Origin of the sequence: Streptomyces sp. NBC_00557, assembly GCF_036345995.1 — a bacterium.
Classification (GTDB): Bacteria; Actinomycetota; Actinomycetes; order Streptomycetales; family Streptomycetaceae; genus Streptomyces.
In genome coordinates this window covers 317,036-329,131 of record NZ_CP107796.1, presented here as the reverse complement: position 1 = coordinate 329,131, position 12,096 = coordinate 317,036, and the positions used below count along the sequence as shown (strand labels likewise).

Annotated in this window: 10 protein-coding genes and 2 pseudogenes; 2 read left to right on the top strand and 10 right to left on the bottom strand. The window is 71.4% G+C overall.

Going from position 1 to position 12,096, the window contains the following annotated elements; genetic code table 11:
* Positions 1-63: 63 nt before the first annotated feature.
* The gene (grpE, locus tag OG956_RS01530; protein ID WP_330336080.1) at positions 64-591 is read right to left on the bottom strand and encodes a nucleotide exchange factor GrpE; all 528 of its coding nucleotides are present in this window, start codon (positions 589-591) and stop codon (positions 64-66) included.
* 2 nt (positions 592-593) lie between these two features.
* Positions 594-2,459: a molecular chaperone DnaK gene (gene dnaK / locus OG956_RS01525; RefSeq protein WP_330336079.1), complete on the bottom strand. Its 1,866-nt coding sequence runs from the start codon at positions 2,457-2,459 to the stop codon at positions 594-596.
* A gap of 331 nt (positions 2,460-2,790) precedes the next feature.
* Here dnaK and OG956_RS01520 point away from each other — a divergent pair, with 331 nt between their 5' ends.
* Positions 2,791-3,732, top strand: coding sequence for a hypothetical protein (locus OG956_RS01520; protein ID WP_330336078.1), 942 nt, complete (start codon positions 2,791-2,793; stop codon positions 3,730-3,732).
* Positions 3,733-3,789: 57 nt separating this feature from the next.
* Here the strand turns inward: OG956_RS01520 and OG956_RS01515 are convergent, their stop codons facing one another.
* The 8 genes and pseudogenes from OG956_RS01515 to OG956_RS01480 all read right to left on the bottom strand — a co-directional run bounded on the left by OG956_RS01515 (position 3,790) and on the right by OG956_RS01480 (position 11,414).
* Positions 3,790-4,548 carry a hypothetical protein gene (locus tag OG956_RS01515; RefSeq protein ID WP_330336077.1) on the bottom strand — a complete coding sequence of 253 codons (759 nt, stop codon included), beginning with the start codon at positions 4,546-4,548 and terminating at the stop codon, positions 3,790-3,792.
* Positions 4,549-4,620: 72 nt separating this feature from the next.
* On the bottom strand, positions 4,621-5,298 hold the full coding sequence (locus OG956_RS01510) for an amidohydrolase family protein (RefSeq protein WP_330342702.1): 678 nt from the start codon (positions 5,296-5,298) through the stop codon (positions 4,621-4,623).
* Between the two features lie 657 nt (positions 5,299-5,955).
* Positions 5,956-6,395: pseudogene (locus tag OG956_RS01505) on the bottom strand (MFS transporter); the annotation flags it as partial.
* Between the two features lie 19 nt (positions 6,396-6,414).
* Positions 6,415-6,792, bottom strand: coding sequence for a hypothetical protein (locus tag OG956_RS01500; protein ID WP_330336076.1), 378 nt, complete (start codon positions 6,790-6,792; stop codon positions 6,415-6,417).
* Positions 6,765-7,127: pseudogene (locus tag OG956_RS01495) on the bottom strand (DapH/DapD/GlmU-related protein); the annotation flags it as partial. The pseudogene OG956_RS01495 and the gene OG956_RS01500, both read right to left, overlap by 28 nt.
* Positions 7,128-7,249: 122 nt before the next feature.
* A complete protein-coding gene (locus tag OG956_RS01490) occupies positions 7,250-8,317 on the bottom strand; it encodes a glucose-1-phosphate thymidylyltransferase (RefSeq protein ID WP_330336075.1) in 1,068 nt (355 codons plus the stop codon).
* 253 nt (positions 8,318-8,570) lie between these two features.
* Positions 8,571-10,745: a TerD family protein gene (locus OG956_RS01485; RefSeq protein WP_330336074.1), complete on the bottom strand. Its 2,175-nt coding sequence runs from the start codon at positions 10,743-10,745 to the stop codon at positions 8,571-8,573.
* A 96-nt stretch (positions 10,746-10,841) separates the two neighbouring features.
* Positions 10,842-11,414 (bottom strand): dihydrofolate reductase family protein, encoded by a 573-nt coding sequence (locus tag OG956_RS01480; RefSeq protein ID WP_330336073.1) that lies wholly within the window; start codon positions 11,412-11,414, stop codon positions 10,842-10,844.
* Between the two features lie 148 nt (positions 11,415-11,562).
* Between OG956_RS01480 and OG956_RS01475 the strand changes: the two genes are divergently transcribed.
* A complete protein-coding gene (locus tag OG956_RS01475) occupies positions 11,563-12,063 on the top strand; it encodes a hypothetical protein (RefSeq protein WP_330336072.1) in 501 nt (166 codons plus the stop codon).
* Positions 12,064-12,096: the final 33 nt, after the last annotated feature.

The window sequence follows — 12,096 nt, the reverse complement described above, 5'->3', positions numbered from 1 at the left end:
ATCCTCTGATCCGGCGGGCCGGGATGCCGTGGGCGGTGCGGGGAGCGGGGCCCGGCGGTGTGCTCAGCGCCGCAGTTCGCGCACCGGACCGGGCGGGGATTCCGCCCTCTCCGGTCCGAGCGGATTTCTCGTGGGCGGCGGCGGACCGGTGACCTCGACATGGGCCGGACGGAGCAGCTGGAGCCCGAGGCGGTAGCCGGGGCGCAGGATCTTGGTGCAGATCAGCTCGTCGGCGCCGGGGACGACGTGGTGGGTGACCGCGTCGTGGCACGCCGGGTCGAACGGATCGCCCGCCTCCCCGAACGCCTCGACTCCCAGGGACCCCAACTGCGTGGCCAGGGTGTCGGTGATGTCCTTCAGGCCCGGTGTCATGGGCTCGTGGGCGCACGTGCGGTCCACGGCGTCCAGGACGGGCAGCAGGGCGCGCAGGACGTTGGCCACGGCGATCTCGCGCACGGCCATCCGGTCCCGGCGCACCCGCTTGCGGTAGTTGTCGTACTCGGCCTTCACCCGCTGCAGGTCGGCCGTGCGTTCCTGGAGCAGACGCTGCAGCTGGGCGGGGTCCGGATTCTGCAGCCGGCCCTTGTCCATCGTCAGCCCGCCTCCGGCCTGTCCTTCTTGTCCTCGTCGACGATCTCGGCGTCCACCACGTCCTCGTCCGGGGACGTGGCCGATTCGGCGGACGCGCCCGTGCCTTCCTGGCCCTCCGCGCCGGACCGCTGGTACATCGCCGTGCCGATCTTCTGCGCCGCCTCGGCCGCACGCTCCATGGACTGCCGGATCGCGGTCGTGTCCTCCCCCTTCAGCTTCTCCTTCAGGTCGGCCAGTGCGGTCTCGGTCTCGTTCTTCGCGTCCGCCGGGATCTTGTCGGGGTTGTCCCTGATGAGCTTCTCGGTGGAGTAGACGAGCTGTTCGGCCTGGTTGCGGGTCTCGGCGGCCTCCCGGCGCCGGCGGTCCTCCTCGGCGTGCTGCTCGGCCTCGCGGACCATGCGGTCGATGTCGTCCCGGGGCAGCGCGGAGCCGCCGGTGACGGTCATCTTCTGCTCCTTGCCGGTGCCCAGGTCCTTGGCGGAGACGTGCATGATGCCGTTGGCGTCGATGTCGAAGGCGACCTCGATCTGCGGCACTCCGCGCGGGGCGGGCGCGATGCCGGTCAGCTCGAACATGCCGAGCTTCTTGTTGTACGCGGCGATCTCCCGTTCGCCCTGGTAGACCTGGATGGTCACCGAGGGCTGGTTGTCCTCGGCGGTGGTGAAGATCTCCGAACGGCGGGTCGGGATCGTGGTGTTGCGCTCGATCAGCTTGGTCATGATGCCGCCCTTGGTCTCGATGCCGAGGGACAGCGGGGTGACGTCGAGCAGCAGGACGTCCTTGACCTCGCCCTTGAGGACACCGGCCTGCAGGCTGGCGCCCATGGCCACGACCTCGTCGGGGTTGACGCCCTTGTGCGGGTCCTTGCCGGTCAGTTCCCGCACCAGCTCGGTGACGGCGGGCATACGCGTGGAGCCGCCCACCAGGATGACGTGGTTGATGTCGGAGACCTTGATCCCGGCGTCCTTGATCGCGTTGTGGAACGGCGCCTTGCAGCGGTCCAGCAGATCCGCCGTGAGCTGCTGGAACTGGGCGCGCGTCAGCTTCTCGTCCAGGTGCAGCGGGCCCTCGGCGGACGCCGTGATGTACGGCAGGTTGATGTTCGTCTCCGTCGAGCTCGACAGCTCGACCTTGGCCCGTTCCGCCGCCTCGCGCAGCCGCTGCACGGCCATCTTGTCCTGGGAGAGATCGATGCCGTAGTTGTTCTTGAAGGTCTTGACCAGGTGGTCGACGATGCGCTGGTCCCAGTCGTCGCCGCCGAGGTGGGTGTCGCCGTTGGTGGCCTTGACCTCGATGACGCCCTCGCCGATCTCCAGCAGCGACACGTCGAAGGTGCCGCCGCCCAGGTCGAAGACGAGGACGGTCTGGTCGTTCTCCTTGTCGAGGCCGTACGCCAGCGCCGCCGCGGTCGGCTCGTTGATGATCCGCAGCACGTTCAGGCCGGCGATCTCACCGGCCTCCTTGGTCGCCTGCCGCTGGGCGTCGTCGAAGTAGGCGGGCACGGTGATCACCGCGTCGGTGACGTCCTCGCCCAGGTGCGCCTCGGCGTCCCGCTTGAGCTTCTGCAGCACGCGCGCGGAGATCTCCTGCGCGGTGTACCGCTTGCCGTCGACGTCGCCGTGCTCCGGGAACCGCCAGTTGTGGTCGCCCATGTGCCGCTTGACCGAGCGCGCGGTGCGCTCCACGTTTGTCACGGCCTGCCGCTTGGCGACCTCGCCGACCAGCACCTCGCCGTTCTTGGCGAACGCCACCACCGAAGGCGTCGTCCGGGCGCCTTCCGCGTTGGTGACCACGGTGGGCTCGCCGCCCTCGAGGACCGAGACCACGGAGTTCGTCGTTCCCAGGTCTATACCGACTGGACGCGCCATCGGGACTCACCCTCCTCGTCTGTGCCCTGTCCGCCGGGGCCCGCCGAGAACGGCACGCCCGGGCGGCGGCCGGGTACCCCCTTGGCGGCGGGCACCTCCATTTTCGGCCACTCGGCCGACCACCGCGAGCTGCCCTTTTCGGTCCGGATTGCCTCACTAAACGAGATAAAACTTGAGTCCAACCTCGTCAAGCCTCGGGGCGGACGAGGTCGGCCGAGGAGGGCGGGCCCCCATCGTGTGGAGGCCGACCGATGAGGGCGGCCTCCCCATCGTGTCCGTTTCATGTCAAGCTGGACGGGTCGCTGTGCCACGGATACCGGGGGGAGCGGATGTGAGCGCGGGACGCCGGCGTCTGGTCCTGCTGCTGGTGACGTTGGGGACCTTCGCCGCCGCGCTGACCGGGCTCTACGCGCTGACGGGTATCTGGCTGACACGTGACGCGGCCGATCGGTGGGCCATCGCCATCGCCTTCGCCGTGGCCGCTTCCGGCGCCGCGGACAAGGCACTCAGCCCGTGGGCCGCCCAGGCCCCGCACGACGCCTCCGCGGATCGGGGCAACGGCCGGCCGGCCGCGTCCACGGCGCCTTCGAGCACCGATCCGCCGGGCCGCCGCGACACGGACACGGACGGCGCCCGGCCGGATCCCTCCATGACCTCGCGCGATCCTGCGAGCCCTCCGCCGGAGCCGCCCGGCGGGCGGCGGTGGCCGACCCGGGAGCGTGTGACGACGGCCCTGGTGTCGGCGGCCGTCACGGCCGCGGTGTGCGCAGTGGTCTACGGGGCACTGGCACCCGGGACCGGCCACGCCCGCGCGGCATCCACCACGACCGCCTCCAGGGCACGCCCGTCCGGCACCGGGACGACGACTCCCGCTCCGCACGGCTACACCCTGGTCTACCGTCACCGGACGCTGGCCCTGAAGAACTACACCTTCTATTTCGACCTGCGCGCGGGCGCGGTCAGCGGATCGGAGACCGCCTGGAGCGTCAGCACGGACGCCGGGGGCGACGGCAACGGCGCCTTCGAACTCCAGCCGCTCACCGACGCGTACGTCGCACCGGGCAGGTCCGTCCCGACCGCCGCCCAGTGCGCCGGCGAGGCCACCGACCGCCCCGCCCACGGTTGGCTGCACTTCCGCCAGGTTCCCCCCGGCACCACCTTCTGCCTGCGCGACACGACGACCGGCGACATCGCGGTGCTCACCGTCATCGACGTCGACCACGGCGACTACGCCACCACGGACGACATCACCTACTACCGCCGTCACAGGTGACACCGCGGCCCGGCCCCTCGTGCGCGAAGAAGCGGTGTGCGCCGGCCGTGGCCGCGGTCACGCACCTCCGCGGCGGAACCACCCGCGGCGCGGCGCCTGCGGAGCGACCGGGCCCGGGTACGGCGGGGGAGTCGGGGCGGGCGCCGCGGGCGGGACCGGACCGCCGTACGGTGCCGGCGGCGGGCCGGGAACGGCGTGGGGCGGTGTCGGGCCCGGGAACGCCGGGAGCGACTTGAACTGGTCGTGGAGGGTGATCGTGGGGGTGATGCGGTGCAACGCGGCGCGCACCAGGGTGAGGGGGTGGTCCGGGAACCGGGGATCCCACTGCTCCAGGTCGGCCACGTGGTACGGCAGTCCGCCGAGCTGCCCTCCGCCGGCGTACGGGTGTGGCTGGAAGTAGTCGGAAGGTCCGACCTGGCCCATCACCACGGCCTCCCGCAGACCGGTCGTCGCGCCCTCCGCGGCCTGCACCTTCACGACGGTGCTGCACCGGTCCCTGGGCAGGGTCCAGCTCCCGATGAAGGCCTGTCCGTGCCTGCTCCCCAACGGCATCTTGATCAGCTGACGCAGCGCCGGGACCCCGTCCACGGTCCCGGCCACCGCCTCGATGAGCCCGCCGCCGGACGCCGCCACGTCGTGTGCACGCGCGAACCGGAGCCGCTCCGGCTCGTGCAGTGGAGCGGGCAGATCCGGGACGAGCGGAAAGAAGTGGACCGACAGGACGAGCCCCGCCGCGTCGGTCCACACACCGGGTTCACGCTCGGTGAATCCGGTGAGGTCCAGGCCGGTGATCGGGGTCTGGGCAATGGAAGTCATGCTGATCATCATGCGGCAACGATCCGGCGCGGAGAGGACGGCCGGCGATCACGGGAGATCGCCGAGGCGGGCTCAGAGGCTGAAGATCCGGCGGGCGTTGCCGGAGAGGAACAGGCCGGTGGTCTCCTCGTCCAGGCCGAGACCGGAGAGGTGCTCCAGGGCCCGCGCCGGGGTGATCATGGGGTAGTTGGTGCCGAACAGCACCTTCCTGCGGCCCCGGCCGCGCAGATAGTCCACCAGTTCCGGCGGGTAGCGGCGGGCGGTGTAGGCACTGGTGTCGATGTAGACGTTGGCGTGTTTGTCGGCCACGGCGATCATCTCGGTCGTCCACGGATAGCCGATGTGCCCGCAGACGATGGTCAGTTCCGGGAAGTCGAGCGCGACCTGGTCGATGTACGGGATCGGCCGGCCGGTCTCCGAGGGGCGCAGCGGGCCGGTGTGACCGACCTGGGTGCAGAACGGGATGCCGAGGTCGACGCAGGCGGCGTACAGCGGGTAGTACAGCCGGTCGGTGGGCGGCAGTTGCCACAGCCAGGGGATGATCCGCAGGGCCACGAAGCCGAGGTCCTCGACGGCGCGGCGCAGTTCGCGCACGGCTCGAACCGGGCGGGTGAGGTCCGCGCCGGCGACCCCGCGCAGCCGGCCCTCGGACCGGGCGACGAACCGGGCCACCTCGTCGTTGCTGATCAGCGGGCCGTCAGGGCCGTACCAGGCCGCCGAGAGCCCGATCTCCACGTCCGCCGCCGCCATGGCCGCCACGGTGGCTTCGACCGGCAGGGGCTCCTCCAGCAGCCCCTGCCCCGTCCACCGGCGCAGCGACTCGAACATCTCGTGGTTGGAGTGACGGAGTGTGGGGTGCTGCATCCACACGTCGATGACCGACACGGGCTCCCCGCCTCTCTTCCGGCACCACCGCGCGCGCCCTGGCGCGTAAGTGATCGCCTGACGCACCCTAGTGGCTGTGCGCGGTCGTCGGCCACCGTTCCGGAGAGCCGGCGGCCGTCGCTCCGTGGCCGCTCGCTGCCCGCCTGTATGCAAGTTGGCCCCCGCTGGTCCACGGACCCGGGACTGGCGGACCGGCGCCGGAGAGGCGCTCTCGCGGGGTAAACGGAACCTACGCCTCCACCGGTCGCGGCGGAAGCCCCCCGGATTGTGGCCCAGGTCATAGCCCACCGACCGTCGTGAACCCGGCGCTCTGCGTGGCGTACCTCCTGCAGCGGCGCCGGGGAAGCGGCCCCCGCGATCAGCAGACGCGGGGTTCCCGCGCCGTCCGCCGGCACGCTCCACAGGTCGCTGCCGCCGACCTTGCCGTTGCTGGGCAGGGCGTAGGCGACGGTGGACCAGCGTGGTGACCGTGCGCCGGGAAAGGGAACCGCGGACCAGGTAGGTGCGGTCGGCGGTGCACACGAAGGCCCGGCCCTGGACGTCCACCGGGGTGGACAGGGAGACCACCCCGTCGCGCGGCGCTGTCCGCAGGCCCTTGCCGGTCCGCTCCAGAGCGAGGACCGTGCCGAGGCTGCCGGCGAACAGCAACAGCGGTTTGCACAGCGCGGACAGGCCGTAGCCCAGCCCGGCCAGCAGCATGTGGCCCCGCACCCGGTCGGCGAGATGGCCGCCGGTGAGCTGGACCAGTGCGCTGACGCCGTTGTAGACGCCGTCGAGGGTGCCGAAGCCGAGCGGGCTGAAGCCGAGGGTCGTGACGAGATAGAGCGGCAGGACGGCGGTGACCATCTCCGAGGAGACGTCGGTGGTCAGGCTCACCGCGCCCAGCACGAACACGACCGGGGCGACCTTCGGCCCGGGACGGTGCCCGCCTTCGGCGGCGCGGAACGGTCGGTGAGGTACAAGACGGCGCTCCCGGTGCGATCAGTTCTGCCGGCTGCTCTCGTCCCGCAGCCAGGTGCCGAAGTCCTTGGCGCGGATGGACCTTCGGGCCCGACGCCGGCCGGCGACCGCGGCGGCGAGGAAGACCGCGACAGCGGGCAGCAGCTTCGGCTCGTCGCGGAGCATCGCGGTGAGATCCGCCGTGCTGGTGCGGCCCGAAGCGCCTCCCGGCTCCTGATGCTGCTCGACCTGGGCGGTGGACACCGCGCCCCGGATCCGCCGTCTGATCAAGTCGGGCCAGGTGCGCGGGGGTTGGATCACCACCCGGTCCGCGCCGACCACCAGCCGCTCCGGCGGGGCGAACGCCAGGGACGCGGCCAGGTCGTCCGCCATCAGCGGCGGCAGCGCGGCGATCCGCATGCGCGCTCGACGAGTTCGCCGTCCTTCTCGTCGTACAGCGCGCCCGTCTCCGGGCACTGCCAGCGGCCCGGCTCGCCCTCCCGCCCGACCAGGCGTACGCCGGCCCGCCCCACCCAGCCGATCCGGCGCGCCGGGACGCCCGCCACGAGCGCAAAGTCCGGCACGTCCCGGGTCACCACCGCACCCGCCGCGACCAGCGCTCAGCGCCCCACGCGCACGGGGGCCACGCACACCGAGCGCGCGCCCAGTGACGCGCCCTCGCCCACGACCACCGCGACGGCCTCCCAGTCGCCCCCGCGCTTCAGCCTGCCCTCCGGGTCCACCGAGCAGGAGTTGAACCCTTCTCGACGGTTCCCTGTTCACCGTCGGGAAAAGGGGCGCGACGACCTTGTGCGACAGCTCGGGGAGCCGACGAAGGCGCCGCTGCCGGTGACCGGAGCGCGACAGCGCGGCCCCGTCATGACGCGATCTGCACCTTGCTGTGGTCGCCGAGGACGAGACGGTGGGCGGCGGGTTTGCGGGGCGCGGGGGTGACCTCGACGTTACGGCCGATGAGGGAGGCCTCCACCCGCCGGACACCGTTCACCGAGGAGTCGCGCAGCACGATGGAGTACTCGATCTCGCTGTCCTCGATCCGGCAGTCCCCGGCGATCGAGGTGAAGGGGCCGACGTACGAGTCGATGATCACGGTGTTCGCGCCGACGACCACCGGGCCCACGATCCGGCTGCCGGTGACCTTCGCCCCGGCTTCGATCCGCACCCGGCCGATGATCTCGCTGTCGCCGTCGACCGTCCCGTCGATCCGGCGCTCCAGGGTCTCCAGCACCGAGCGGTTGACCTCGAGCATGTCGGTGACGTTCCCGGTGTCCTTCCAGTACCCGGAGATCGTCGTGGACCGCACGTCGCGTCCGGCGTCGATCAGCCACTGGATCGCGTCGGTGATCTCCAGCTCGCCGCGCGCGGAGGGCTTGATGGCGCGTACGGCCTCGTGTACCGCGGGGGAGAAGAGGTACACGCCGACCAGCGCGAGTTCGCTCTTGGGGTGCCGGGGCTTCTCCTCCAGGCCGATCACCTGACCGGCCGCGTCCAGTTCGGCCACTCCGAACTCGGTGGGGTTCGGCACCTTCGTCAGCAGGATCTGCGCGTCGGGCCGCTCGGCGCGGAAGCCCTCCACCAGGTCCGTGATGCCGCCGACGACGAAGTTGTCGCCGAGATACATCACGAAGTCGTCCTCGCCCAGGTACTCGCGGGCGATCAGCACCGCGTGGGCCAGCCCCAGCGGCGCCTCCTGCGGGATGTAGGTGACGTCGAGGCCGAACGCGGAGCCGTCGCCGACCGCCTCGCGGATCTCCTCGGCGGTGTCCCCGACGATGATCCCGACCTCGGTGACGCCCGCCTCGGCGATCGCCTCGAGACCGTAGAAGAGCACCGGTTTGTTCGCGACCGGTACCAGCTGCTTGGCCGAGGTATGGGTGATGGGGCGCAAACGGGTACCTGATCCACCAGACAACAAAAGTGCCTTCATATGCTCACCCTACTTACGTCGGTCTCGCCGGCGGAGGGATTCCGCTCACCTGTGCGGATCCACGAGGGTTTGAGAAGCGGTGTCAGGAGGCGCGCACCCCCGCATCGGAGTCCCGCGCCGGTCCTCCGGCCGCCCCGTCGGGTGCGGGACCGCCGGAGGCCGCAAGCAGGCGGCGAGGAAAGCGAAGAGGCTGGATTCAAGGAGTGGTGAGAAGGAAGCCTCCTCATGGCCTCGCCGCGACCGACGTTAGCAGTCAGGCGGGGATCAGGTCGCGCAGGTTTTCGGGCGTGACGACCCGGGACTCCGGGTGCAGTCCCTCGGGGCGGTCCAGACCGACGTACGCGACCGGGTCCGCCGGAAGCGTCTTCCCGTCCCACACGGTGACGGTCGTGCCGCCGTCGGCCATGAGGCCGACGAGGTAGCGGACGGTGAGCTGTTCGCGCTCGACGATGCCGCGCAGCAGCGTCGCGACCGTCACATGGTTGCCTTCGACCCGGTTCGACGCCGGCGACCCCTTCAGATACAGGTGCAGCCACTTGGCGCTCCACCGGCCGTCCGGCCGCCGCAGGAAGGCCAGCGGCAGCGCGACCCGTCCGGGGCCGCGCAGCTCCGACTTCATGCGCACGGTGCGCGGCTCGAACGGCCTGCCCCGCTGCTCCGACTCGCGCAGCATGAACCCGAAGAACGACTCTTCGACCTCCTCGAAGCCCTCCCCCGAGTAGATGTTGACCTGCGGGACGATGCAGTCGCCCCGCACGGCGTCCAGCCGCAGGTCGATGAACTCCGAAGCCCCGTCGGGCGCGTCGGTGATGTCACCGGAGTGCTTTCCCTCGATGTCCCTGAGATTGGTGTACGACAGCCAGGAGACCGTCGCGTACTCGGCGTCGAGCAGCAGCGCCGACAGGTCGAAGTCGGTGGTGTGCGCGGTCTGCTTCCAGTACACGAAGAAGCGCAGCAGCTCCCCGTCGACGGGGGACATCGAGCCGCGCGGCAGTACACCGAGCCCGGAGGCGGTCGCCTTGCCGCTCAGCGGCAGCGCCACGTCCAGGACGTCCGGGTCGAGCAGCACATGCTCCACCGTGGGGAGCCTGCGCCGCAGTTCCGCGTCGAGCACGGCGATCAGCCGCTTGCGCTCGGGCACGGGCACCGGAGGGCGGGTGTCCTCGGTGACCCACGCCCGGCCGGAGCGGTTGACGAACACCCGCCGCGCGCCGGTCTCCCCGTCGCGGTTGTGCAGGTGCTCGCGCACCGACAGCAGGACCCGGCCGGCCGTCTCGGGCGCGGCATGCTCGGCGGCGGCCACCACGGCGTCCCGCTCGTCCTGCGTGCGGGCGGTGCGCAGCAGCCGGTCCAGGCAACGGAACAGCCTGCCCGGGGCGGCCGCCGCGAGCAGGCCGGCCGCGCCGGCGGTGTCTTTGGCGGCGAGCAGTTCCTCCACCCGGCTGTCCAGCGTGCGCGCGGTCCTCTCGCCGCGGGCGACGGCGAACACGTCGGCCGCGTGCGGCCACTGCGGGTACTCGTGGGGGTGCAGCCGCTCGCCGAGCCGCTTCCACATCTCGCGGTGCGCGTGCACGTCGGCGAGCTTGGCCGGCGCCGCGGCAACGACCGCGTCGAGTCCCGCCAGCAGTGTCCGGCGCACCGGACGGGGCAGGGCCCGCAGCCGCGTCGGTTCCTGCAGGGCGACGTCGCCGCCGGAGAGCGCGCAGGCCAGTCGGAGCACGTCGGTGACGGTGTCCAGCAGCAGGTCTGAACCGGCCGTCAGCCGGGCCTGGTTGACCACGGCCCGCGTCTCCCGGACCGGGATCACGTCGGGCTGGGGTCCGTTCACGCAGTGACCGGCGAGCTCCCGCAGATCGCGCAGGCCGTCCTCGCCCAGCGGCGTGCTGCTGCCCGCCAACGTCAGGTACAGCGTGGTGAGTTCCTCGTCCGCGGGGCCGCCGAGGTGCAGGACCGTCAGGCGGTCGCCCGCTGCGGCGATCAGCTCGTCGTGCCGGGCGAGCATCTCGGCGTAGGTGTGCCGGTAGGCGCCGTACGCGGGAAGCGTGAGCAGGTCGACCAGCCCGGTGCCGAGCTGCTCCAGCGTGCTTGCGCGCGTCCGGTCGTCGGCGAGGGCTCCGGCTATGCACCACATCCAGAAGTCGAAGGTGCCGGGCACGTTGGCCGGGAAGTCGATGAAGTACACGTTGTGCCGCACGTGGTCGCCGACCATCTCCCGCACGGTGTCCAGCGTCGCCACGGCGGTGTCGACCACCGTCGGCTCGGACAGCCGCGACAGATGCTCCAGCAGCTCGGCCGACAGCTTGAAGCCCACGGACATCAACGCGGCGTCGAACTGCCGCGCCGCGACGGCGCCTTCGCCGACGGGTCCCGCGGGCGCGGGGAGGCGGTGGGTGTGCCGGATGACCAGGGATTCGAGACGGTGGACCATTCCGGCATGCTGCCAAGGCGCAGCGACCGGACGCACCCGGTTTTCCCCGACCGCCCCGCCGGCGCGTGATGCCCTGCCGGCGGCTCCGCCTCCGGCTCAGTGGAGGACGTCGAAGACCTGCTTCTGCAGTCCGTTGGCGTACACCTCGTGCTCGGTCAGCCGCAGCTTCTGGGCGTCCTTGTCGGTGGTGCTGAACAGGCGCTTCCCGGCACCGAGGAGGAGCGGGAAGACGAGGAGGTGGTAGCGGTCGATGAGGCCGGCGTCGGAGAGGCCGTGGTTCAGGGCGGCGCTGCCGTGGACGATGATCGGGCCGCCCTCGGTCCGCTTGAGCGCGGCGACGTCGTCGAGGGAGCGCAGGATGGTGGTCTCGCCCCAGTTCGACACCAGGTCGTCGTCGGTGAGCGTGGTGGAGACGACGTACTTGGGCATCGAGCGGTAGTCGGCGAACTCCTCCATGTCCGGCCAGACGGGACTGAACGCCTGGTAGCTGACGCGTCCCAGCAGCATCGCGGTGGCTTCCTTCTGCTCCCGGCCCTTGATCTCGTAGGCCTCGGGGAGGAACTCGATGTCCTTGAAGGTCCATCCGGCGTTGCGGTAGCCGGGCTCGCCGCCCGGGGCCTCGACGACACCGTCGAGCGAGACGAAGGCGGTGCTGATCAGCGTACGCATGAGGGCTCCTCGGGCTTCGGGTCCGGGTTTCGCTGCCCTCAGCCTGCTACCGACAAATAAAATTGTCAAGGAAACTTTGGCTGTCGGTTGGAGCGGCTGTCGGGCTGTCCCTGGCAGCGCGTGCGGCGCCGCCGGATAGCGTGGCCGCGTGAGGATCGGTACGCGTACGAGAAGTTGGACCCGCCCTGTCGTCGCCCTCGTGATGGCGCTGCTCGGGGCGGGCGTCCTGGCCGCGAACATCGTCGAGGTGGTGCAGGGCGATCACCGGATTTCCGCGCTGCGCGCACATGGGCGCCAGGTCCCCGGCGACGCCTTGGTGCTGCACACGTGCTCGTCGGGTCGAGGCGCCGGGTGTTCCGCGAGCGCGGTGTGGCTCGGCTTCCGCGACGCCAAGGGGCCGACCCGGTTCGCCGCCGAATCCCGCCTGGCCCGCACCCTGTACGTGCCGAACGGCCCGAGGGACGCCGAGGGCCGCATCCGCACCACGGTGGTCTACGACCCCGCGCACCCGGACGACGCACAGGCGGCCGGCATCCTCCGCTGGAACGCGTGGGACCTGATCGAGCAGCGATGGCTCGCGCTCACCATCGGCGCGGCGCTGGCCGTCGCCGGCTCGGCGGCCCTCGTCACCGAACGGCTCCGCGGCTGACCGGACCGACGCAGAACCGGCGGAGCCCCATTG